Genomic DNA, 22647 nt, shown 5'->3' on the forward strand with positions numbered 1-22647 from the left:
GCTCGCCCGTGGCCGGACTCCGCAGAATCCTCATCGCCTTATCGGTCGGCACCGCTCTCCTGGCAACCCCCGCCCACGCGGCGGACCTCCAGATCGCCAACGGCGACTTCGACGCCGGGCTGACCGGCTGGAGCGGCTCCCACAGCCCCGGCGGCGTCACCGCGACGACCCACGAGGGCCGCACGGTCGCCCGCTTCGACGACCTCGACACCACCAAGGCCTACGGCAGGGAGAGCCAGCCCGGCCTGCCCGCCACGGCGGGCGCCCGCTACCGCGCCCACGCCAGGGTCTGGATCACCAGCGGCTCCGCCGACCTGTACCTGCGCTTCCGCGACGCCTCCGGCACCCTGCTGGCCAGCGCCTACACCCCCGGCACCCAGTCGGGGGAGATCAGCGTGAGCGGCACGGCTCCCGCGGGCACGGCCAAAGTCTCGGTCCTGCTCTACTCGGGCGTCGCCAACACCGGCACGGCCTACTGGGACGACGTGCTGATCACCAAGGACGTCACCGACCTCGGCGTGCAGATCGAGAGCACCGTCCCCAACGCCACCACCTTCTCGGGCGGCACGGCCTACGCCGTCTACACCGGCACCGCGGCGACCTCGCCGCAGCTGGCCGTCATCGACCTCGCCACCGAGACCGTCACCCGCACCGTGCCGATCCCGGGCGCGACCGGCGGCTGGGCGGCGACCACCGCCACCGACGGCTCGATCTACCTGGGCACCTACCCGGCCTCCAAGCTCTACCGCTACACGCCGGGCGGCACCAGCGTGACGAACCTGGGCAGCGCCGAGGGCGGCCACTCCTTCATCTGGGACCTGGACGCCGGGGCCGGCGGCAAGGTCTACGGCGGCACCTACAACGACGGCCGCTACTTCAAGTACCAGAACGGCGCCTTCACCACGATCGGCAGCGTGCCGATCTGGAGCGACGAGGAGTACGTCCGCACCCTCGACCACGACGAGCAGGCCAACGCCACCTACCTGGGGGTCGGCGGCGAGAGCGCGGCGCTCGTGCGGTTCGACAACGTCACGGGCGACAAGTCCAACCTGCTGCCCGAGCCGTACAGCGTGAACTCCATGGTCGGCAACGTCACCTGGACGGGCGGCAAGCTGTTCGCCCAGGTGAACGGCACACTGCTGGTACTCACGGTGATCGCGAACGCCGACGGCACCTACAGCAGCAGCACCGACGCCACGATCACCGACGCGGCGCTGCACCTGTCGCCCGCCCGCGACGGCAAGGTCTGGTTCCTGCGCGACGGCGCGCTGACCTCCTACGACCTGGCCACCAAGACCGTGCAGTCCACCACCGTCCGTCCCGAGATGGACGTGACCGGCTACACCTGGCTGGCCGACGGCACGCTGGCCGGGCTCGGAGCGGGCACCGGCCGCACCAAGATCCTGAAATACCGCCCGTCGACCGGCGCCTGGTCGAACAACGCCGTCGACGGCACCCCGATCCTGCCCGCCGCGATCAACGCCCTGGGCGCCGGACCCGACGGGAAGATCTACACCGGCGGCTACCTGACCGGCGGCACCGGCGTCTACGACCCGCTCAGGGGCGACGGCGACGACATGAAGCCCGACACCGAGACGCTCCACGGACTGCACCAGACCGACAGCATCCAGGCGCTCGACGGCAAGCTCTACATCGGCGTCTACCCGTCGTCCAAGCTCTACCAGTACACCGGCACCTGGCCTCCGGCGCTGCTGTACACCGGCGGCCAGGCGGGGAACATCGAGCACGACTGCGGCCAGAACCAGGGACCGCCGCCGCAGGACCGCCCGTACGCGCTGGCCGGGGCCCCCGACGGCACCGTCTACATGGGCGGAGTGCCCAAGTACGGCAAGCGCAGCGGCGGCCTGACCATCTGGAAGGCCGGCAGCGGCGGCACCACGATCTGCGCCGTCCCCGGCCAGGCCATCGTCTCCCTCGCCTACGCCGGCGGCCGCGTCTACGGCGGCACCTCCACGCGCGGCGCGCTCGGCGTCACCCCCGTCTACCTGCCGGGCGCCGAGGCGACCCTGTTCTCCTACGACGGCACCCAGATCAGGACCCACCCGCTGCCCGCCGCCATCACCGCCCGCACCGCCATCACCGCCCTGACCGAGGTCGACGGCCTGCTCTGGGGCATGTCGGGAGGCTGGCTGTTCGTCTTCGACCCGGCCACGGGCACCTATCCCACGGTCAAGAAGGTCCTGGCCGACCCCGACTACGTCACCAGCCAGGGCAGGGCCTTCCGCGACGCCGTCCTCCTGGAGGTCGCAGGCGCCGTCTACGGCACCCTGGGCGACCAGCTCTTCAGGATCGACAAGACGAGCAAGAACCTCACCGTGCTGCACACCGTGGCGGGCATGGACGGCCTGACGGCCGACCGCCACGGACACCTCTACTACAAGGCCGGCGAAAGGCTGTACCGCTATGCGCTCTAGATTCGCCGTCATCCCCCTGCTCGCCGCGCTGCTGACCGCCTCGCCCGCCGAGGCCGCCACCGCGTGCGAGCCACCGGGATACCAGACCTACGGAACCGCCTCCACGACCGGCGCGATCGTGGGCGCCACCGTCCACGAGGGCAAGGCCTACGTCGTCTCGCGCGGGCCCAAGCCGCCGGTCGTGGCGGAGATCGACCTGGCCACCCGCAAGGTGACCAGGACCGCGACGCTGCCCGACGGCCCCGCGGCGGGAGAGCCCGAGGGCGGCTGGGCCACCGCGGTGTCCGGCGGCAAGCTCTACATCGGCACCTACCCGGTGCCCGACCTGTACAGCTACGACCTGGCCAGCGGCCAGGTGACGCACATCCGGTCCTTCGGCGCCCAGGGCGGTTTCGTCTGGAGCCTGGCCGCTGCCCCCGACGGCACCCTCTACCTCGGCACCTCCTCCGACGGCCGGGTGTGGGAGTACGTGCCCTCGACGGGAGCGGTCCGACGTTACGGCGTGCTGGTCTCCGGCGAGCACTACGTGCGCGCGGTGGCCGCCGACGACACGACCGTCTACGCGGGCCTGCTGGAGAAGACCAGGCTGATGGCCGTCGACCGGGTCAGCGGGGCCGTCCGCGAGCTGGCCCTGGGGCCGGGGGCCGTCGGCACGATCGCCCTGCACGGCGAGCGCGTGCTGGCGTCGAGCGGCACGTCCCTGCTCGACGTGCGCAGGGACGGCACCGACCTGCGCACGGTCGCCTCCAGCGCGGGCACCATCGACGCGTTCGCGCCCGCCCCCGACGGCAGCGTCTACCTGACCGCCCGCCCCGACGGCGCGCTCTACCGCTACCGGACCGGCGACAGCGCTCTCACCAAGGTCGCCGCGCCGCCCGCCGTGGGCGAGGAGACCCGGCTGCTCCACCTGGACGGCGGAACGCTGACCGGCCTGTCCGGCAGCGGCCTGATGTGGACTCTCGACCTGGCCACCGGCGCGACCCAGGTCGACGACCTGCTCGACATCGGCTTCCCGGCGGGCGCGGAACGGGTGCAGAGCATGCTCCTGGTGCCCAACCGGGCGCTCTACATCGGCGGCCACTTCGCCGTCGAGGTGCTCGACCTGCGCACGGGGGACCGGCGGCGCATCCGCGTCGTCGGCGAGCCGAAGGCGATGACGCGCCGGGGCAACAAGGTCTACGCCGCCATGTACCCCACGGGCCAGGTCATCTCCATCGACCTCCGCACCGACGAGGTGCGCACGCTCGGCACCATCGGGCACGGCCAGTCCAGGCCGTGGGACATCGAGCACGACCCGGTCACCGACACGCTCCTGGTGGCCTCCGCTCCCACGGGCGCCAACCTCAAGGGCGCGCTGACCATCGTGGACCCGGACACCGGCCACATGGAGGTCCACCACGACGTCATCCGCGACCAGAGCCTCATGACGCTGGCCGTCGACTCCCCGAACGGCATCGTCTACCTCGGCGGCGACGTGCTCGGAGGGGGCGGCACGCCGGTCAGGACCACGGCCGCGCTGGCCGCCTTCGACCTGCGCACCCGCAGCGTCCTGTGGGAGGCGGAGCCGCTGCCCGCGCACCGCACCTTCCAGGACCTCAAGGTCCACGACGGCCTGGTCTACGCGGTCTACAAGCGGGTGCTCGGCGCGTGGACGGCCTTCGACCCGCGCACGAAGACGGTGGTCCGCCAGGGCCTGCTCTCGGGTCACGGCGAGCTCCAGCAGCACAGGGGACGGCTGTTCACCTCCACCTTCTTCGGCGGCGGCAACGCCTACGAGCTGGGGGAGGAGGCCAAGCTGCTGGCCACCGGACTCGGTGACGAGTGGCACACCGCTCCCCAGTTGCAGTTCGAGCCCGGGTCGTGGAACGCCTGGACCATCATCGGCCGTGACCTGGCGAAGGTCCGGCTGGACCCGGGGTGCCCGGCCTTGACTATTCCAGCCGCCCAAAGCTAGGTTTCGGTCTGTGCCGAAATTCGTGCTCGACGCGCATCGCCTGATCGGGCCGCACCCCTTCGACGACCTGCCGGAGGACCCGCGGCCCGACCTCGACCGGCTGGGCATCGACCAGGCCCTGGTCACCCACACGCTCAGCCTCTACACCGATCCGCAGGCGGGCAACGACGCGCTCCTGCGGATCGACGACCCGCGGCTGATCCCGGTGCCCGTCGTGGTGCCGGGATTCTGCGAGAGCAGCGGCGTCATGGTCCGCCTGTGCCCGGAACGCCACCGCTTCGACCTCACCGGCCCCGTCGCCCTGCGCACCGTCGCCGCGCTCGGCGTGCCGGTCGCGGTCGACCTGGAGGAGAGCTCGCCCGGCCAGCTCCTGCGCCTGGCCGGGGAGGTCCCCAAGCTGCTGGTGCTCAACCCCGGCTACCGGCGCCTGCGCGCCGTCGCCGAACTCATGGCCGAGGCGCCCAACGTCTGGCTGGAGATCGGCACGGTCAACACCCAGCGCGGCGTCGAGTGGCTGGCCGGGCAGTTCGGGGCGCGGCGGCTGGTGTTCGGCACCGGAGCGCCCGTCATGGACGACTGCGGGCCCCGCTTCCTGCTGGACCACCTCGACCTGCCCCAGGACGACATCGAGCTCATCGCCTCCGGGGGAGACCTGCTGTGATCATCGACGCGCACGGCCATCTCGGAACCTGGCCCGACTTCCTCATCCCCGAACCGACCGCCGCCGGCATGGTCGGGCTGATGGACCGGGCCGGCATCGACATGATCGGCATCAGCCACCTGCTCGCCGTCGGCCCCGACGCCGTCGCCGGCAACGAGCTGGCCCTGGCCGCGGCCGCGGAGTTCCCCGGCAGGTTCGGCGTCTGGCAGGTCTACAACCCCCACCACCGCACCCCGCTCGCCACCGAGGGCGTGTGGGGCGTCAAGATCCACCCCGACGTGCACCAGTGCCGCCTCGACGACCCCCGCTACGAGCCGGTCTTCGAGCTGGGCCTGCCCGTGCTCTCCCACGGGCAGACCGACTCGCCCTGGAGTGACCCGTCGCAGTTCGCCGAGGTCGCGCGGAGGCACTCGCGGATCCCGCTGCTGATGGGACACTCCGGGCTCTGGCCGTACGGCTTCGCGCGCGCCGCCCGCTTCTCCAGCGAGCACCCCAACCTCTACCTGGAGACCTGCGGCTCGAAGGCGACCGGCCGGTGGATCGCCCGCCTCGTCGAGCTCGCGGGCGCCCGCAAGGTCGTCTACGGCTCCGACGCCTGCTTCCTCGACCTGCGCGTCGGCTACGGCCGGGTCGCGCTCGCCCCGCTCTCCGACGCCGACCGCGCCCTGGTGCTCGGCGGCAACCTCGCCCGCATCCTGGAGCTGAGCCCATGAACTGGCCCGAATGGCCGCCGCCCCTCGACGACGCGCAGCGGAAACTGGTCAACGACGTGCTGGAGAGCGGCCTGTGGGGCGCCACCCAGGGAGGCGACGTGGTCGCGCGGCTGACCGCCGCCTTCGCCGCCAGGTCCGGCGTGCCGTACGGCGTGGCGGTCGGCAACGCCACGCTCGGCCTGTTCGCCGCGCTGAAGGGCCTGGGGGTGCGGCCCGGTGACGAGGTCGTGGTGCCCGCCTACACCTTCGTCGCCTCGGCCACCTCGGTCCTGCTCGCGGGAGCCGTACCGGTGATCGCGGACGTCGATCCCGTCCACCTGCACCTGTCGCCGGAGGCGGTGACGGCGGCGCTGTCGCCGCGCACGGCGGCGATCATGCCCGTGCACCTGGCGGGCAGTCCCGCGCCGATGGACGAGCTCAACGCCGTCGCCGCGCGTCACGGCCTGGCCGTGGTGGAGGACGCGGCGCAGGCGCATGGCGCGACCTACCGGGATCGTCCGGTCGGGGGGCTGGGCGACGCGGGCGTCTACAGCTTCCAGTCGAGCAAGGCGATGACGGCGGGCGAGGGCGGTCTCATCACCTGTCGTGAAGAATCGGTCCACGAGGCCGTCTGGTCGGTGTGCAACGTCGGCCGCGGTCTCGGCGGAGCCTGGTACGGCCATCCGAACGTGGGCTGGAACCTGCGCCTGACCGAGATCCAGGCGGCGCTGCTGCTGCCGTGGCTGGACCGCCTCGACGACGAGATCGACCGGCGTAACGCCTTCTGCGACGCCCTGGACCTCGAAGGCCTGCCCGTCGAGCAGGTGCCGCGGCCGGAGGGCACCACGCGCGACTCGCGGCACCTGCTGATGCTCAGGCTCGATCCCGCGGTCGACAAGGCCAGGGTGCTGCGGTCGCCGGAGTTCGACGGCGGCTACCCGGCGCTGGGGTCGATGCCCGCGCTGCTGGAGGCGGGCGCGCGGGTCACCGACTGCCCCGCGGCCGAGGAGGCCGCGCGTTCCGTGGTGTGGATCCGCCAGAACATCCTGATGGCCGACCCGGGTCGCGCCTCAGAGATCACTGAGAACCTAAATGCGGTCCTAGCCGAAACCTGACCGCATGCTCTAGATTCCGGTCATGACCCTTATTCGACGCGTGTTAGTGGCTCTGCTCGTGGTGGCCGCCTCGGCGGCACCCGCGCACGCCTCGCCCGGCGACCGGATCCAGGACCTGGGCGTCCCCCTCCAGGACGTGCTGCTGATCGGCGGCACCGTCGCCCCCGGGCCGGACGGCAAGACGGTGCTCTGGGGCGCCTCCTCGGGCGCTCCCGCCCACCTCAACGCCGTGGACCCGGCCACCGGCGCCGAGGTCGCCCGCTACGACCTGCCGGGGGCCGGCGGCTCGTGGGCCGTGGAGGCCACTCCCGACGGCAGCGTCTACGTCGGCTCCTACGGCGACGGCCGCCTGTACCGGTGGACCGCCGCGGGCGTGCAGGACCTGGGGCGGCCGATCGCCTCGGAGGACTTCATCTGGTCGGTCGCCGCCGGAGAGGGCGCCACGATCTACGGCGGCACCTCGCCCGGCGGGCGGCTGTTCGGCTACGACCCCGCCACCGGGGTGCGCGACTACGGCAAGCTGTCGGCCGCCCACGCCTACGTCCGCAGCGTGTCGGTGGCCGGCGGCAAGATCTTCGCCGGCACCGAGGCGCCCGCCAAGGTCTTCGAGGTCGACGCCGTCGGCGGCCAGTCCGTCGAGCTGCCCACCCCGCCAGGCCTGGACCCGGTGGGCAAGTGGGCCTACGACGTCAACGCCGTCGGCGGCTACCTCTACGTGCGCTACGGCGGCGCCACCCCCGGCCCGCTGCACGTGTGGGACATCGCCGCCCGCCAGTGGGTGGACGCGCTCGACCAGGCGCACGGCCTGGACGTCTCGCCTCCCGACGCCGAGGGGCGAATCTACTTTGTAAAGGGCGGCGAGCTGGTCCGCTACGACCCGCGCACCCGTACCACCACCTCCACCGGCATGCCGTTCACCGGCCGGGTCGCCAACACGCGCGGCATCGGCTGGGCCGAGCTCGGCCTGCCCGACTACCCCGGCAAGAGCGTCGTGGGCCTTCTGTGGCGCGGACTGATGTTCCGCTACAACCCCGAGACCGGCGCCAAGAGCTTCGTGCAGACCGGCGTGCGCGGCGAGCCCATCGACGTGACCGCGATGTCCGAGGGCCCCGACGGGCGCGTCTATCTGGGCGGCTTCCTCAACGGCGGCTTCGCCGCGATCAACCCGCAGACCGGGGAGCGGGAGGAGTTCCACACCTTCTCCCAGAGCGAGGACATGACCACCCACGACGGCAAGCTGTACGTCGGCGCCTACCCCGAGGCCCGCGTCTACAGCTACGACCCCGCGCTGCCGTGGAACAGCACCGAGTACTCTCCCAGCCCGGAGCCGGGACCCGCGGCCAACCCCGCGCGGCTCTTCGACTTCGCCGCCGACCACCAGATCCGGCCGCGCGCCATGGTCTCGGCGGGCCGCCACCTGGCCGTGGGCACCATGCCCGACCTGGGCCACCTCGGCGGCGTGCTGGCGCTCTACGACGGGACGAACGTCACGTCGCAGCGCCACGTCGTCCCAGACCAGAGCATCGTCTCGCTGGCCTACCGCGACGGCGTCGTCTACGGCGGCACCTCGATCTACAGCGGCCAGAGCGCCACGCCGCCCACCCAGCCGGAGGCCAAGCTCTTCGCCTGGTCGGTGGCGGAGAACAGGCTGCTGTGGGAGATGGTCCCGGCGCCCGGCAAGCCCGCCATCCCGGCGCTGACCTTCGACGACCGCGGCCGGCTGTGGGGCATCGCCGGCGGCGAGGTGTTCGGCGTGGACCTGGGCAGCCGCAAGGTGGTGTCGCGGGTGACGCTGTCGGCGTCGAAGAGCGCCGGCGGCCAGCTGGCCTTCAACCGCAAGGACCGCAAGCTGTACGGCGCGCACGCCGGCCAGTCGCTGTTCTCACTCGACCCGCGCACGCGCCGCCATGCCGTACTGAAGCAAGGACCTGTGCACCACCTCGCGGTGCACAGGTCGGGAGACGTCTACTTCGCCGAGGGTTCCCGGCTCTTCCGGCTTCAGCAGATCCGGTAGGTGTGGAAGTTCTCGTTGCGTGACAGGTACAGGTGCCCGTCAGGGCCCTTGAGCAGGTTCGAGATCGGCCGGGCGATGAGGCTCAGCGCCATCGTCGCCCGGTCGATGCGGTAGGCCTTGCCCTGGACCTTGCCCCACAGGTAGCCGTTGTGGAAGACGATGTTGGTGTCGAGCCACACCTGGACGGCGGTGGACCAGGGGTAGGTGCCGTGCTTGGAGACGCGCAGGGTCCGGCCGGTGGCCGGGTCGACCTCGTAGAGCGCGTCGGGGGTCAGGCCCCACAGCCGGCCCTGGTCGTCGAAGGTGATCGAGCCGAGCGACAGGTCGCCCTCGACAGGGACGGTCTGCCACTTGAGCGCGTCGGCGGCGATGTCGTAGGCGAACAGGGTGCCCTGTCCCTGGGGCGTGCTGATGCCGCCGAAGGCGCTGGTCGCGCCGTAGACGATGCCGTCGCGGTAGGCCAGGCCGATCACCGATTGGCCGGGGATGATGCCGCGCCTGACCCTGAGGGTGCCGGTCGCGGGGTCGAGCAGGCTGAGCGCCCCGCCGAGCGTGCCGGACTTGGGCACGGTGCCGAAGGCCAGCCAGTCGCCCGCCGAGACCATCGCGAACGGGCGGTCCTGCTCCTGCTCGCTGAGGTTGGCCAGCAGCTTCGGGGCGCCGTTCTCGAACTCGTAGATCCGGGCTCCCGGGTAGACGCCCAGGTAGAGCTTGCCCTTGTGGGTGGTGATGCCCTCGCTCTGGCCGACGTTGGGCCAGAACTGCGACTCGCCGGTGGCCGGGTCGTAGGCGGCCAGGCCGCCGGTGAAGAAGCCTCCGCCGTAGACGCGGCCGTCGGGGCCGTTGCCGAGGGATCGGATGCTGACGGGCTGGCCGGTCAGCGTGCCGTCGAGGAGTCTGCCCTTGCCGGTGGTGCGGTTGTAGTGCCAGATGCGGCCGGTCGAGCCGGTGCCGATGAGGGTGTCGCCGACCCAGCCGAGGGTCCTGGCGGCGCCGCCGCCGTAGTCGGTGAAGCCCAGCTTCGTGATCCTGCCGGAGACGAGGTCGTATCTGACGAGTTCCTCGTGCTGGAAGAAGTAGGCGTGGCGGCCGTGCCTGCCGCCGCCGACGGTCAGGCTGTCGACGTCGTCGACCACGTCCTTCCAGGCGCGGCGCTCCAGGTCGTAGACGCCCATGGGGTTGGTGCCGTCGCTGCGGCCGAAGCGCACGAGCAGGTGGTGGCCGACCACGTCGAGGTCGTAGGCGTAGCCGCTGCCCTGCACGGGCGGGTCGATGACGGTGGTGCCGGTCGTGCCGACCACCGCGATCTTCATGCTGGAGGCGCCCATGCCGGCGTAGAGCTTGCCGTCGGGGCCGACGGCCAGGTCGCGGACGAACTGCTCGCCGGGGACCGGGTTGCCCAGGTCGGTGGTGATGCCGGTGGCCGGGTCGTGGCGGAAGAGCTTGCCGCCGGGGGAGGTGCCGCCGTAGACGGCGTCGGCGGTGGCGGCCACGGTCCACACGAAGGTCTCGGTGGCGATGGGGATGCCCAGTTCGACGACCTTGTCCTGGCCGGGCAGGTAGCGGAACAGGCGGCCCATCGCTCCGGCCGTGGCATTGTAGCTGCCGACGTAGACGCTGTGGTCGGGGGCGACGGAGACGGCCCACGAGCCCAGGGCGAGCGGCAGGGGGCGTTCGGCGATGAGGCTGCCGTCGAGGGCGTCGCGGATGCCGAGCTGGGCGGGGCCGGAGGCGCTGGAGGTCACGGAGTAGACGCGCGGGCCGTCCGGGTGGTCGCGGTCGAGCGCGGTGCCGGCCGTGGTGGCGCCGGTGAGGGGGAGGGTGCCGAGGGTGGAGAAGCCACAACCGGTCGGTGGAGCCGCTGCGGCGGATTCGGCCTGGACCGCACTGGTGAGGGAGAAAGCTAACAGTAACGCTGCCAGCTTGGGGAGCATGCCATCCTCCAAGGGATCGACGATACGGTCTTGACCGTAATCCGCAATGGAGGGTCTGGCAAGGGTGTCAGGCGGTCGTGACGATCTCGTCGGCGCGCTCCCTGGTGCCGTCGGCGGCGAACCACTCGCGCTCGGCGGCGAACCAGGCGCGCCACTGCCGCTCCAGGCCGGGGCCGTCGCGCTCGGCGACCCGCCGCCACCGCGCGGGCTCGGGGGCCTCGACCCACACCGTCCAGGCGAGCAGGTGGGCGATCGAGCGCCTGGCCGTACCGACGCCCTCGATGACGAGCACCGGCGCGGGCGGGACGGTCACCACCTCGGCGTAGGCCTCGCGCACCCAGTCGTAACGGCGGAACCTCCCCGTACGGCCGGCGGCCAGCGGGACGAGCACGGCCCGCTCCAGGGCGGGGAACCAGGCGCCCGGCCCTTCGTCCCAGGGCACGGGGAAGTCGTCGCTGCGCACCACCTGGGAGCCCAGCTCCTGGCCGAGTGCCAGGGCGAGGGTGGTCTTGCCGGATCCCGCGGGCCCGTCGACGGCGACCAGCCGCGCCGGGCCGCACGACGGAGCCAGGGAGCGGATGCGGGACGCGAGCTCGGCGACGTTCACCATCGGGCCGATCTTCCCATGTCAGGACCGGCAGCAGCCGCAACGCCGGGCATGAGGGATGATGGTGGCTTCGACCCACGTGGAGGCTGACCTTGCACGGACCCCTCGGTGACATCGTCGTCCTTGATCTGTCTCGCGCGCTGGCGGGCCCGCACGCCGCCCAGATGCTGGGTGACCTGGGCGCCAGGGTGATCAAGGTGGAGCACCCCGACGGCGGGGACGAGTCGAGGGGATGGGGACCCCCGTTCACCGGGCCATCGGGCGATATCTCCACCTATTTCCTGGCGGCCAATCGCAACAAGCAGTCGATCGCCGTCGACCTCAAGGCCCCCGAGGGCAAGGACCTCATCGAACGGCTCGTCCGGCGGAGCGACGTGCTGATCGAGAACTTCCGCACCGGCGTCCTCGACAGGCTCGGCTTCACCGTCGACCGGCTCCACGAGCTCAACCCGCGCCTGGTGATCCTGTCGATCACCGGCTTCGGCCACGACGGCCCCGAGGGCGGCAGGCCCGGATACGACCAGATCGCCCAGGGCGAGGCCGGGCTCATGTCGCTGACCGGCCCGGGGCCCGGCGAGCCGTACCGCGTGGGCGCCTCCATCGCCGACCTGCTGGCCGGCATCCACGGCGCCTACGGCGTGGCCGCCGCGCTGTACGAACGCGAGCGCACCGGACGCGGCACCGTCGTGCGCACCTCGCTGCTGGCCGCCGTGACCGGCGTGCACTCCTACCACGGCACCGCGTGGACCGTCGGCGGCCAGGTGCCCCGGGCGGGCGGCAACCACCACGCCTCCATCGCGCCCTACGGCGCCTTCCGCTGCGCCGACGGCATGATCCAGATCGCCGTCGCCAACGAGAACCAGTGGCGCAAGGTGGCCGCCCTGCTCGACCTCGACAGGCCCGGCTACGCCACCAACCGCGAACGCTTCGCCCGCCGCGACGAGCTGATCGCCGACATCGAGAAGGCCCTGGCCGCCCACGACCGCGCCCACTGGCTGGAGCGCCTGGCCGAGCTCGGCATCCCGGCCGGGGCCATCCGCTCCCTCGACGAGGTCTACGCCTGGGACCAGACCCGCTCCCAGGGCCTGATCGTCGAGGTCGACCACCCCGTGCTGGGCACGATCGAGCTGCCGGGGCCGCCGCTGCGCTTCGACGACCACCCCGAGTTCCGCCACACCGCGCCGCCGCAGCTCGGGGCCGACCGCGACGCCGTCCTGGAATGGCTGGGCAGGGCCGAGGACGAAGCCGAGGGGGGCATGTGAGCCGTCCCGACGCGCGCACGCTGATCGCCACCGTCCTCGACGACGGTTCGTGGCGCTCCTGGGACGACCCGATCACCGACCCCGCGCCGCCCGGATCCTCCTACGCCGAGGAACTGGCGGCGGCACGCGCCAAGTCGGGCTGCGACGAGTCGGTGATCACCGGCGAGGGGCTGCTCGACGGTCGGCGGGTGGCCATCGTGGCCAGCGAGTTCTCCTTCCTGGCCGGGTCGATCGGGGTGGCCGCAGCCGACCGGATCGCCAGGGCGATCCAGCGGGCCACCGCCGAGCGGCTGCCGTTGCTGGCCGCCCCGGCCAGCGGGGGCACGCGCATGCAGGAGGGGGCGCCCGCCTTCGTCCAGATGGTCAAGATCACGACGGCGGTGCAGCTGCACCGCGGCGCGGGCCTGCCCTACGTGGTGTACCTCCGTCATCCGACGACCGGTGGCGTGTTCGCCAGCTGGGGCTCGCTCGGCCACGTGACGGCCGCCGAGCCGGGGGCGCTCATCGGCTTCCTGGGGCCCCGGGTGTTCGAGTCGCTGCACGGCTACCCGTTTCCCGAAGGGGTGCAGACGGCGGCGAACCTGTTCACCCACGGGCTGGTCGACGCCGTGGTCGACGCCGCCAGCGCGCGCGCCGTGGCCATCCGCGCCCTGAGCGTCCTGTGCAGCGACGACGCTCTGACGCGAGCCCGGCCGGACGAGCCCGAGGAGGACCTGCGGCCCGTCGAGGCGTGGGAGGCCATCACCCGCTCCAGGCGCGACGACCGGCCCGGCGTGCGCGCCCTGCTCAAGCTCGCAGCCCGCGACGTCACCCCGCTCAACGGCACCGGCGAGGGCGAGCACGACCCCGGGCTGCTGCTGGCGCTGGCCAGGTTCGGCAGCGCTCCGGCCGTGGTGCTGGGCCAGGACCGGCGCAGGCAGCGGGCCATCGCGCCCCTGGGCCCCGCCGGGCTGCGCGTGGCCCGCCGCGGCATGCGCCTGGCCGCCGAGCTCGGCCTGCCGCTCGTGACCGTGATCGACACCGCGGGCGCCGCCTTGTCGAAGGCGGCCGAGGAGGGCGGGCTGGCCGCCGAGATCGCCCGCTGCCTGGCCGACCTCGTCATGCTGGAGGCGCCCACCGTCTGCCTGCTGCTCGGCGAGGGCGCGGGCGGCGGGGCGCTGGCTCTGCTCCCGGCCGACCGGGTGGTGGCCGCGCAGCACGCCTGGTTGTCGCCGCTGCCCCCGGAGGGTGCGTCGGCGATCCTCTACCGGAGCGTCGACTTCGCCCCGGAGATCGCCCAGGCGCAGCGGGTGCGCGCGACCGACCTGCGCACCGCCGGCATCGTCGACCGCGTCGTCCCCGAACGTCCCGACGCCGCCTACGAGCCGCGCGCGTTCTGCGAGCGGGTGGGCAGGACCCTGGAGTACGAGATCGCCGGGCTGCTCACCCGAGACCAGGCCGAGCGCCGCACGGCCCGCCTGGCCCGCTACAGCTAGGCTCCCCGTCGGCTCACTGGGTGTGCAGCCGTTCCGCCGTGCCGTCCCGGTGGCCCACGGCGATGGCGGCGATCCGCGCCTCACGGGGGAAGCGCAGGAACCAGATCCGGTACGTCGCCCCCGGCGGCCGCTCGAACGTGCCGGGGAAGCGCCGCCCGTCGGCGGCGACCGCGGTGACCGACGTCCAGCTCTCCCCGGCCGCGCCGTACCTCGTGACCTCGGCGCCCTCCGGCGGATAGGTGGTGATCCTTGCGCCGGAAGGGCCGAGCCCGTCCTGCGAGGAGGGGAGGCAGCCCAGGCTGCCGCAGACCTGCCGCCCCTGGCCCGGCACGTCGGCCCACCAGAGCCGGAGGGGCCCGGCGCCCTCGCTGCCGGCCACGGTGACCGGCTCCCCGATCCGCCACCTGGTGAAGTACTCCTCGTCGCCCTCGGTGCGCACCCGCCACAACTCGGCGCCCGACGCGTCGTGGCCGGCCCAGGAGGTCATGGCCGTCTCCCCGCCGGGCACGGCGAACAGGGCCAGCCCGAGCCCCCAGGGGTCGGGCACGGTGTCCACGCCCTTCCGGCCATCGCGGAAGGCGACCGTCACGTGGGCGGTCGCCCCTGAGACGACGCCGAACAGCAGCCCCTCGCCGGAAACCATGCGCGGCGTCTGGACGGGGTCGAGCGGGGTCCTGCCCACCGGCACGCCCCGGCGCGTGAAGAGCACGTCCTGCTGCTCGCCGGTGCGATACGCCAGGATCCCGCCCGTCAGGGTCACCGCCGGGTCCGTCGACGCCGGGGGGTCAGGCAGCCACGCGCGGCTGAGGACGGCCACCTGCCTGCCCTCCGCTCCGGTGAACCGGATCTCGCCGACCTGGTCGGCGGCCTTCAGCGGGATCGACCAGATCGGCAGCGGCGCGCCCTCCGGCTGCTCCATGCGGCCCTCGACCACCGATCCGTCCCTCGTCACCGCGGTCACCGTGGCCGGTTCCCCGCGGTAGACCCCGTAGTCGACGAACTCCTCGGCGCCGGTCACCTCGGTGGTGCCCGCGTACAGGGCCTGCTGCGAGCTCAGCTCGAAACCCGCGGTGATCCGGCAACCGCCCGACCGGGGGCGGTCGATGCGGAAGCACAACTCCACCTCGCCGCGCGGCCCGCGGGCGAACCACAGCTCGACGCCGGCGGGATCGTCCAGGGTGACCGATCCGCCCAGGGGACTGGTGCCGGTCATCAGCTGGTCGATCACCGGATCGGCGGCGGCGTCCGGTTTCGGCGGATCGATCCGCGACACGGCGGGCGCCACCAGGATGGCCGCCAGCGCGACGGCCAGCGCCGCCGGCAGCCACAGCCGCCCGCGTGCGCCACGCTCGGTGCGACGGCGGACCTCGTGCCAGGCGCCGGGGCTGATGTCGTAGGTCTGCGCCCGCGCGTGCAGCGCCGCGCGCAGGCGCTCCTCGATGTCGTTCACAGCGTTCCCCTCAGGGTGGCCAGGGCGCGGCTCGTGTGGGTCTTGACCGAGCCGGTGGAGACTCCCATCGCCTCGGCGATCTCCCGCTCGGACAGGTCGAGCCAGTAGCGCAGCACAATCGCCTCGCGCTGGCGGCGGGGCAGGCGGTCGAGGGCGCCGAGCAGCTCGCGGTGCTGCTCGGCCACGAGCGCCTGGTGTTCCCCGCTGGGGACCGGCTCGGGGGGTTCAGGTCTGCGTAACCGCGCGATCCGCAGGTGCCGTATGCGGTTGCGGGTCAGGTTGCAGACGGTCGAACGCAGGTAGGCCAGGCCGGCGCCGCCGTCGCGCAGGGTGCGGCGGTGCAGCCGGGAGAAGGCCTCCTGGGCGATGTCCTCCGGGTCGTCGGCGCCGAGCAGGCCGGCCAGCCGCACCATGGCGGCGTACTGCGAGGCGAACAGCTCTGCGAAGGAGGGGGTCTCGCGCGCCACCGTCGGGGATTCCATCACGCTCTTAGAGACACGCGAACCGCGCGTGCGTTGACACGGGTTAAGGAACGGGTATCCGCTCCACTCTGATGGAGAAGACCTCCTCAGCTGGGACGATCACCTCGTAGGCGCCGTGGTCGACCATCCAGTAGCCCAGGGCCTCGGCCTTCATGCCGCTGTGGCCGAGGTAGGCGATGTGCAGGCCGCTCTCGTCCTCGTCGAGGACGACGCAGGGCTCGCCGCCGAACGCGCCGACCGTGCGCACCAGCACCAGCCACTCCAGCTCCGTGCGGTGCACGCCGCGCCGCCAGTAGCCCGAGGCCTGCTCGAAGCCGTCGCGCTCCGACTCGCTGAAGAGCACGACCTGGTCGCTGTCGGGCCCGAGCGCGGCGGGGAAGCTGTCGTCGCCGTACTTGGCCACGAAGCCGTTGGAGATGATGGCGCTCATGCGGCCGGCCGCCAGGTCAGGCCGTCGTACTCGGCGAAGGAGCGCCACCGCTCGCCGGTCACGTGCATGATCTCCGCCCCCGCCGGGATCGGCATGGGCATGGTGTGGAACTGCGGCACGACGTGGTCGCGCGAGGTGGTGAAGCCGTTGCCGGCGAAGGGGGCCACGTCGCTCCAGTCGCCGCCCATGTGCGGGCCGTACGGCACGGCGTAGGTGTCGACGTCGCGGGCGTACCAGCGCATGACGTACAGCTCGGGCACGGCGGCGGTCAGCTGGGAGCCGTCGAAGGACAGGTCGAGGCCGTGGTAGAGCTGCTTGGGCGTGGTGAGCCTGGCGCAGTCCTGCACGCGGTAGACGTAGCCGGACACGATGGTGCGCTTGCCTGACAGGTAGGGCACCAGCAGATGCGGTGGCACCACTTTCTGCATCTGCGTTCCGCTCACGATCCCTACTTTACGATCTGTTGACCCCCAGCACGCGGTGTTCCAGGCAGGGCAGTGTTCTCCGGGCTGAAGCAGTCAGTTCCGGGTCTATCCGCACAAGCTGGACGCCGGCTCCACTGCCCAGATCCGCGCGGACCACGCCCAGCGGGTCGACGAGCATGCTGCGCCCGATGCCGAAGCCGTCGGACGACTCCTGAGGGTTGGGCGCCTGCCCGACGGCGGCGGTCCACGTGGTGTTCTCCAGGGCGCGGGCCCGCACGAGGGTGATCCAGTGGTCCTCCTTCAGCACGCCCGACCCCCAGGCGGCGATCACCGCGAACACGTCGGCGCCCTGGTCGACGAGGGCGCGGGCGAGCTCGGGGAAGCGGATGTCGTAGCAGGTGATCAGGCCGACGCGCAGCCCGGCCAGCTCGACGACGGTCGGGCGGTCGCCGGGGGCGACGAGGGACGACTCCGAGGCGCCGAAGGAGTCGAACAGGTGGATCTTGCGGTAGGCGGCCTGCAGCGCGCCGTCGGCGTCGAGGGCGACGGCGGTGTTGTGCACGCGGTCGTCGCCCGGCTCGAACACCCCGGCGATGACGGCGATGCCGTGCTCGCGCGCGGCCTGGGCCAGGCCCGTGACGAAGGGGCCGTCGAGGGGTTCGGCCAGCTCCGTGATGCGCGTGCCGTACCTGGTGAGGGTGGCCTCGGGGAAGATCGCCAGGTCGGCTCCGCGCGCGTGGGCGAGCGCCTCCTGGGCGCGCTTGAGGTTGACCGAGGGATCAGGGGAGACCGGGATCTGGCACAGGGCGATGGTCGTCACGTCGGAAAGATACCCGTTCGAGCCTCGTCAGACAGCGCCAGACCCATTCCAATGGGCCGTAACGGAAGGCGCGCAGCCACCACCAGCTGATCAGCGCCTGCGCGACGATGGCGACCCCGGCCACGACGAGCACCGGCTGGGTGACGAAGGTGATGACGATGGTGCCGGAGACGTAGTTGGTCAGCGCCATGCGTCCCATCGGCTCGAAGATCCGCATGCGCGGCAGCAGCAGGAAGCCAGTGGCGTAGGCGGCGGCGCCCGTGAGCGCGGCCAGGCTGTAGAGGGTCCACGGGCTGAGCGGCGCCGACTGCGGCTCGGCCAGCCACAACCAGGTGAAGGTGGCCGACAGCACCGCCGACAGGGCGAAGGCGGGCAGCAGCCACCGGCGCGTGGGCCGCAGCTCCATCACCGCCATCCCGGCCAGCAGCAGGCCGGGGATGAGCGCGGCGCCGCCGCCGACCCGCATCCCGGCCCACAGGGCCGCCGCCGACAGCAGCGCGATCAGCGGCGCCGGCACGAACGACGCGGGCAGCAGCGCCACCGCGCCCCACACGGCGTAGTCGGTGAGCACCTCGCCCGGGTAGTACATGCGCACGATCAGCCCGAAGCACAGCAGCCAGAACAACCGCCGCAGCAGCACCCAGCGCGAGCCGGTGCGCAGGATGAGCACGAAGCTGACGCCGAACAACGCCGAGAAGATCGGGTAGAAGCGGCCCTGGAACAGCGTCTCGATCACGGGGTCGGAGGTCTGGCTGTGCTGCCAGGTGTTGACCAGCATGATGCCGCACACCGCGAAGCCGCGGAGCGCGTCGAGCTCCCGGATCCTGCTCACATCGCCCAGATGAACCACCATATGAGAAATCCGGCGCCGACGACGGCCGAGGTGATCTGCGGCCATCGCCGCCTGAAACGCAGCGACAGCGCCGACAGCAGCACCGACAGGATCGCCAGCCACGTGACCGGCCACACCGCCGCGGGCACGCCCAGCGCCAGCACCACCTCGTTCTCCTCCAGCTGGCCGTAGACGATCTGGAGGGTGAGCCCGGCGAAGGCCAGGCCGCTGAGCCCGGCGAAGGCGGTCAGCGCCCAGCCGTGCCCGCCGCCCGCCACCAGCTGCAGCACCGCGATCAGCGCGAACAGCGCCAGCGGCGCGGCCAGCCACGGCTCGCTCATCAGCCGGTACGGCGCGGCCGTCAGGTGCACCTGGCCCGCCTCGACCCGCTCGTAGGGCGCGGGGCACGGCGCCGCGGCGGGTGCGGCCGGGTCGGCGACGAAGGCGGCGATGGTGCGCTGCCCGCACCGGGTGGCGAGGAAGACGGCGTGCCCGACCCCGGGGAACTCCACGAAGCGGGCGCCGGGCAACCGCTCGGCGGCGGGCCTGGCCGTACGGCTCGGCGTGGTCGGGTCGAGCGTCCCGGACACGACCAGCACCGGAGCCTCGGTGGTGGCGGCGGCCGGCTTGCTCGACGGCAGCTTCCACTCCTTGCAGGTCCGCCTGTCCTCCAGCGCGGTGAACAGGCGCGGCTCGGCGGCGAACTCGTTGAACGGCACCTCGTCCTGGCACTGCACGGCGTGGTAGAGGCCCCAGTCGTAGCTCGCCAGCGCGGGCGCCGCCCGGTCGAGGATCGGCTGGAGCACCTCGTGGCGCCCGTGCTCCAGCGCGTCGATCAGGGCGGGCAGCGCGGCGGCCACCTGGGCGTCGCGGATCGCCTCGCCCAGGATGGTCATCAGATCGCCCCCGCTCAGCGTGAGGACGAGCCTGCCCCCGGTCAGCGGGTCGGGCGCATCGACGGCGAGCGGCTCGGCGTCGAAGCGGGCGGCCAGCCGCTCGAAGCGCTCACGCACGCCGAGCGCGGCCATCACGTCGAGGATGTTGCGCTCGGCGTCGTCGTACCAGGCGACGCCCTCGGGCAGGAAGGAGTCGAGCACGAGCGCGCGCGTGCCCTCCGGGTCCAGCGCGGCGGCCCGCAGCATGGAGCGGGTGGAGTAGCTGACGCCGAACAGGTTCCACTGCGGGTAGCCCAGCGCCTGGCGCAGGTCCACGACGTCGGCGGCGATCTCCTCGGTGGTGTAGCCGCGCAGGTCCACGCCCTCCTCGCGCAGCCGTGGCAGGCAGGTCTCGGCAGGAGGCTCGCCGGAGCCCGACGGGGGGATCAGGTGCTCGATGATCCGGGTGACCTCTTCCGGGCAGCCCAGGCTGGGGCGGGAGAACCGGCTGCCGCGCTGCTCCAGGGCGATCACGTCGCGGTCGGGGAACATCTGGCGCAGCGTGCCGATGAGCTGCAACGTCCCGGCGCCGGGACCGCCCGCGGTGAAGACCACCGGGTCGGGCTTGCGGCGGATCGAGGGGGAGGAGAAGCGGGCGAAACCCACCTTGATCGTCTTTTCGGGCTTGTCGCGGCGTTCCGGCACCACCAGGAAGCCGCAGCGGGTGCCGCTCGGCACCGCGACGGGGCAGCCGCCCTGCCACTCGATCTCGGGCGGGGCCGCGGGCGCGGATAACAGGAACGACAGCGCGAGCACAAGCCGGGAGATCACGAGGTGAGCCTAATATTCTGGCCACGTGAGTACTGATAGCGCCACGCCGAACCCCCTCGTCGCCAGGATGCGCGGCTTCGGGACCACGATCTTCGCCGAGATGAGCGCGCTGGCCGTCCAGACGGGCGCGATCAACCTGGGCCAGGGCTTCCCCGACACCGACGGGCCCGCCTCGATGCTGGCCCGCGCGGCCGAGGCGATCGCCTCGGGCGCCAACCAGTACCCTCCGGGGCCCGGCGTCCCCGAGCTGCGCCAGGCCGTCTCCGACCACCGCCGCGACCACTACGGCCTGGCCTACGACCCCGACGGCGAGATCCTCGTCACCGTCGGCGCCACCGAGGCCATCGCCGCGAGCGTGCTGGCGCTCTGCGAGCCGGGCGACGAGGTGATCGCGTTCGAGCCGTACTACGACTCCTACGCCGCCTCCATCGCGCTGGCCGGAGCCAGGCTGGTCGCGGTGACCCTGCGGCCGGTCGAGGGCCGCTTCACCTTCGACCCGGCCGAGCTGCGCGCCGCGATCACCCCGCGCACCCGCGCCATCCTGGTCAACTCGCCGCACAACCCCACGGGCACGGTCTTCACCCGCGACGAGCTCACCGAGATCGCCGCGCTGTGCCAGGAGCACGGTCTGACCGCGATCACCGACGAGGTCTACGAGCACCTGACCTTCGACGGAGCCGAGCACATCCCGCTGGCGACCCTGCCCGGCATGCGCGAACGCACCGTCATGATCTCCTCGGCGGGCAAGACCTTCTCCGTCACCGGCTGGAAGACCGGCTGGATCTGCGCCCCCGCCCCGCTCGTGCGCGCGGTGCAGACGGTCAAGCAGTTCCTCACCTTCACCTCCAGCGCCCCCTGGCAGCTGGCCGTCGCCCACGGCCTGCGCCACGAGCTCGACTGGGTCGCGGGCCTGCGCGCCGAGCTTGAGGGCAAGCGCGACCGCCTCATGGAGGGCCTGCGCGCCGCCGGATTCGAGGTGCTCAAGCCGCTGGGCACCTACTTCGTGCAGACCGACATCAGGCCGCTCGGCCACACCGACGGCCTGGAGCTGACCCGCAACCTGCCCGCGCTGGCGGGCGTGGTCGCCATCCCGACCCAGGTCTTCTACGACCATCCCGAGCGTGGCGGCCACTTCGTGCGTTTCGCCTTCTGCAAGAAGGACGAGGTGATCGACGAGGCGGTCGCCAGGCTCAAGGTCCTGGGTCGCTGACTACGTGCATTTACCCTGGTGGCGCGGGAGGCGCTCGCCTACCGTTGACCGATGGCACGCGCCCTCCTGCTCACCCTGCTCCTCCTCGCCGCCGTGGCCGCACCCGCCGTCCCCGCCTCGGCCCAGGCGCCGGGCTGGCGCCACTCCTACGCCGACCCCACGCCCGACGGCCGGTTCACCGACATCGTCACCACCGGGCCCAAGGACGGCTGGGCGGCGGGAGTCGCCGGCGACGCCCTGCTGCTGGCCCGCTACGACGGCACCAGGTGGGTACGGCAGGCGGCGCCCGCCGGATACGTGCCCGGCGGTCCCCATCCCCGCCTGGCCGCCTCGGGATCGTCGAACGTCTGGCTGATCTCCTCGCAGGTCTTCCGCTTCGACGGCACCTCCTGGCATCGCGTGGGCGCGCTGCCGCGCCTGGACGAGGTCCTCGACGCCGAGACCCGCGGCCCCTCCGACCTGTGGATCGCCGACGGCGACGACACCCTGGCCCGCTGGAACGGCGCCGCGTGGAGCAGCGTCAAGCTGCCCGCCAACGCCCGCGCCCTGGCCCGCTCAGGCCAGCGGCTCTGGGCCGCCGGCTACCGCACCTCGGGGCCCGGCGTCGGCAAGGACATGGAGGCCCAGCCCGCCGCCATGCTGCTCAAGGGGACGACCTGGACGCTGACGCCCACGCCCACCTACCGCTTCCCCATCCCCGCGCCCGAGGCCGAGGCGCTGCTCCACCACGTCGCCGGCACCTGGGCGGTGGGCGAGCACACCTTCAACCACGGCGAGGTCTCGCCCGAGCCCACCGACACCGCGATCCTGCTGCGCTGGACCGGCGCACGCTGGTCCAAGGTGAAGATCCCGGCGCGCGAGAAGTACTGCTGCCCGCGCATCGCCCCCGCGGGGCCGGGCCGCGTCCTCTACGCCACCAGCGGCTACGGGCTCAAGCAGAGCTGGTTCGTCCGGCCGGGCGCCGCCCCCGTGACGCTCGCCCCGCTGCCCGCGCTGGCCGGCGCACCCGCCAAGCAGTTCGCCTCGATCGAGGCGATGGCCGCCGGAGGATGGGCGGCAGGACAGCTGTCCGCCAACGGCGGCTGGCGCCGCGCGGTGATCGTCCGGGCGACCGGATGACGGCGTCGCCCTCGCGGTCATAGG

The 22647-nt window shown here is 72.6% G+C and carries 19 protein-coding genes; 10 read left to right on the plus strand and 9 right to left on the minus strand.

Going from position 1 to position 22647, the window contains the following annotated elements:
- Positions 1-8 precede the first annotated feature (8 nt).
- The 6 genes from ACIBH1_RS34975 to ACIBH1_RS35000 are packed head-to-tail and all read left to right on the plus strand — an operon-like array spanning position 9 to position 8871.
- Positions 9-2435, plus strand: coding sequence for a hypothetical protein (locus tag ACIBH1_RS34975; protein ID WP_397318284.1), 2427 nt, complete (start codon positions 9-11; stop codon positions 2433-2435).
- Entirely contained in the window at positions 2425-4389 is a 1965-nt protein-coding gene (locus ACIBH1_RS34980; protein ID WP_397318285.1) for a hypothetical protein, read from the plus strand. Before ACIBH1_RS34975 ends, ACIBH1_RS34980 begins: the two co-directional genes overlap by 11 nt.
- A 10-nt stretch (positions 4390-4399) precedes the next feature.
- Positions 4400-5050, plus strand: coding sequence for an amidohydrolase family protein (locus ACIBH1_RS34985; RefSeq protein WP_397318286.1), 651 nt, complete (start codon positions 4400-4402; stop codon positions 5048-5050).
- Positions 5047-5763 carry an amidohydrolase family protein gene (locus tag ACIBH1_RS34990; RefSeq protein WP_397318287.1) on the plus strand — a complete coding sequence of 239 codons (717 nt, stop codon included), beginning with the start codon at positions 5047-5049 and terminating at the stop codon, positions 5761-5763. The genes ACIBH1_RS34985 and ACIBH1_RS34990 overlap by 4 nt, the downstream gene beginning before the upstream one ends.
- Positions 5760-6857, plus strand: coding sequence for a DegT/DnrJ/EryC1/StrS family aminotransferase (locus ACIBH1_RS34995; RefSeq protein ID WP_397318288.1), 1098 nt, complete (start codon positions 5760-5762; stop codon positions 6855-6857). The genes ACIBH1_RS34990 and ACIBH1_RS34995 overlap by 4 nt, the downstream gene beginning before the upstream one ends.
- A 40-nt stretch (positions 6858-6897) precedes the next feature.
- Entirely contained in the window at positions 6898-8871 is a 1974-nt protein-coding gene (locus ACIBH1_RS35000) for a hypothetical protein (RefSeq protein ID WP_397318289.1), read from the plus strand.
- Here the strand turns inward: ACIBH1_RS35000 and ACIBH1_RS35005 are convergent.
- Positions 8856-10805, minus strand: coding sequence for a hypothetical protein (locus ACIBH1_RS35005; RefSeq protein WP_397318290.1), 1950 nt, complete (start codon positions 10803-10805; stop codon positions 8856-8858). The two genes, ACIBH1_RS35000 and ACIBH1_RS35005, sit on opposite strands and share 16 nt — an antisense overlap.
- A gap of 67 nt (positions 10806-10872) precedes the next feature.
- Entirely contained in the window at positions 10873-11415 is a 543-nt protein-coding gene (locus ACIBH1_RS35010; RefSeq protein WP_397318291.1) for a uridine kinase, read from the minus strand.
- 89 nt (positions 11416-11504) lie between these two features.
- On the opposite strand from ACIBH1_RS35010, the gene ACIBH1_RS35015 reads away from it, so the two are divergent.
- Both ACIBH1_RS35015 and ACIBH1_RS35020 read left to right on the plus strand, forming a co-directional pair.
- Positions 11505-12674, plus strand: coding sequence for a CaiB/BaiF CoA transferase family protein (locus ACIBH1_RS35015; RefSeq protein WP_397318292.1), 1170 nt, complete (start codon positions 11505-11507; stop codon positions 12672-12674).
- Positions 12632-14149 (plus strand): carboxyl transferase domain-containing protein, encoded by a 1518-nt coding sequence (locus ACIBH1_RS35020; RefSeq protein WP_397318293.1) that lies wholly within the window; start codon positions 12632-12634, stop codon positions 14147-14149. The genes ACIBH1_RS35015 and ACIBH1_RS35020 overlap by 43 nt, the downstream gene beginning before the upstream one ends.
- 13 nt (positions 14150-14162) lie before the next feature.
- On the opposite strand, the gene ACIBH1_RS35025 is transcribed toward ACIBH1_RS35020, so the two are convergent.
- The 7 genes from ACIBH1_RS35025 to ACIBH1_RS35055 are packed head-to-tail and all read right to left on the minus strand — an operon-like array spanning position 14163 to position 20294.
- A complete protein-coding gene (locus tag ACIBH1_RS35025; RefSeq protein WP_397318294.1) occupies positions 14163-15599 on the minus strand; it encodes a hypothetical protein in 1437 nt (478 codons plus the stop codon).
- Positions 15596-16081 carry a sigma-70 family RNA polymerase sigma factor gene (locus ACIBH1_RS35030; protein ID WP_397318295.1) on the minus strand — a complete coding sequence of 162 codons (486 nt, stop codon included), beginning with the start codon at positions 16079-16081 and terminating at the stop codon, positions 15596-15598. The genes ACIBH1_RS35025 and ACIBH1_RS35030 overlap by 4 nt, the downstream gene beginning before the upstream one ends.
- A gap of 43 nt (positions 16082-16124) precedes the next feature.
- Positions 16125-16511: a hypothetical protein gene (locus tag ACIBH1_RS35035; RefSeq protein ID WP_397318296.1), complete on the minus strand. Its 387-nt coding sequence runs from the start codon at positions 16509-16511 to the stop codon at positions 16125-16127.
- Entirely contained in the window at positions 16508-16954 is a 447-nt protein-coding gene (locus tag ACIBH1_RS35040) for a hypothetical protein (RefSeq protein ID WP_397318297.1), read from the minus strand. The genes ACIBH1_RS35035 and ACIBH1_RS35040 overlap by 4 nt, the downstream gene beginning before the upstream one ends.
- Before the next feature lie 10 nt (positions 16955-16964).
- The gene (locus tag ACIBH1_RS35045) at positions 16965-17756 is read right to left on the minus strand and encodes a carbon-nitrogen hydrolase family protein (RefSeq protein WP_397318298.1); all 792 of its coding nucleotides are present in this window, start codon (positions 17754-17756) and stop codon (positions 16965-16967) included.
- Positions 17716-18588, minus strand: a complete 873-nt coding sequence (locus ACIBH1_RS35050; RefSeq protein WP_397318299.1) for a DUF418 domain-containing protein — start codon at positions 18586-18588, stop codon at positions 17716-17718. The genes ACIBH1_RS35045 and ACIBH1_RS35050 overlap by 41 nt, the downstream gene beginning before the upstream one ends.
- A complete protein-coding gene (locus ACIBH1_RS35055; protein ID WP_397318300.1) occupies positions 18585-20294 on the minus strand; it encodes an alpha/beta fold hydrolase in 1710 nt (569 codons plus the stop codon). The genes ACIBH1_RS35050 and ACIBH1_RS35055 overlap by 4 nt, the downstream gene beginning before the upstream one ends.
- Before the next feature lie 25 nt (positions 20295-20319).
- Here ACIBH1_RS35055 and ACIBH1_RS35060 point away from each other — a divergent pair, with 25 nt between their 5' ends.
- Together ACIBH1_RS35060 and ACIBH1_RS35065 are read left to right on the plus strand one after the other, a co-directional pair.
- Positions 20320-21504 (plus strand): pyridoxal phosphate-dependent aminotransferase, encoded by a 1185-nt coding sequence (locus tag ACIBH1_RS35060; protein WP_397318301.1) that lies wholly within the window; start codon positions 20320-20322, stop codon positions 21502-21504.
- Positions 21505-21555: 51 nt separating this feature from the next.
- A complete protein-coding gene (locus ACIBH1_RS35065) occupies positions 21556-22623 on the plus strand; it encodes a hypothetical protein (RefSeq protein ID WP_397318302.1) in 1068 nt (355 codons plus the stop codon).
- Positions 22624-22647 lie beyond the last annotated feature (24 nt).

Origin of the sequence: Nonomuraea sp. NPDC050663, assembly GCF_044456985.1 — a bacterium.
In the GTDB taxonomy this organism is placed as follows: Bacteria; Actinomycetota; Actinomycetes; order Streptosporangiales; family Streptosporangiaceae; genus Nonomuraea.

What these genes read in the sequence shown, in the direction of transcription:
- ACIBH1_RS35010 (WP_397318291.1), bottom strand. Translation starts at nt 11,415, where the DNA reads ATGGTGAACGTCGCCGAGCTCGCGTCCCGCATCCGCTCCCTGGCTCCG.
- ACIBH1_RS34995 (WP_397318288.1), top strand. Translation starts at nt 5,760, where the DNA reads ATGAACTGGCCCGAATGGCCGCCGCCCCTCGACGACGCGCAGCGGAAA.
- ACIBH1_RS34980 (WP_397318285.1), top strand. Translation starts at nt 2,425, where the DNA reads ATGCGCTCTAGATTCGCCGTCATCCCCCTGCTCGCCGCGCTGCTGACC.
- ACIBH1_RS35035 (WP_397318296.1), bottom strand. Translation starts at nt 16,511, where the DNA reads ATGAGCGCCATCATCTCCAACGGCTTCGTGGCCAAGTACGGCGACGAC.
- ACIBH1_RS35030 (WP_397318295.1), bottom strand. Translation starts at nt 16,081, where the DNA reads ATGGAATCCCCGACGGTGGCGCGCGAGACCCCCTCCTTCGCAGAGCTG.
- ACIBH1_RS35065 (WP_397318302.1), top strand. Translation starts at nt 21,556, where the DNA reads ATGGCACGCGCCCTCCTGCTCACCCTGCTCCTCCTCGCCGCCGTGGCC.
- ACIBH1_RS35020 (WP_397318293.1), top strand. Translation starts at nt 12,632, where the DNA reads ATGGCTGGGCAGGGCCGAGGACGAAGCCGAGGGGGGCATGTGAGCCGT.
- ACIBH1_RS35005 (WP_397318290.1), bottom strand. Translation starts at nt 10,805, where the DNA reads ATGCTCCCCAAGCTGGCAGCGTTACTGTTAGCTTTCTCCCTCACCAGT.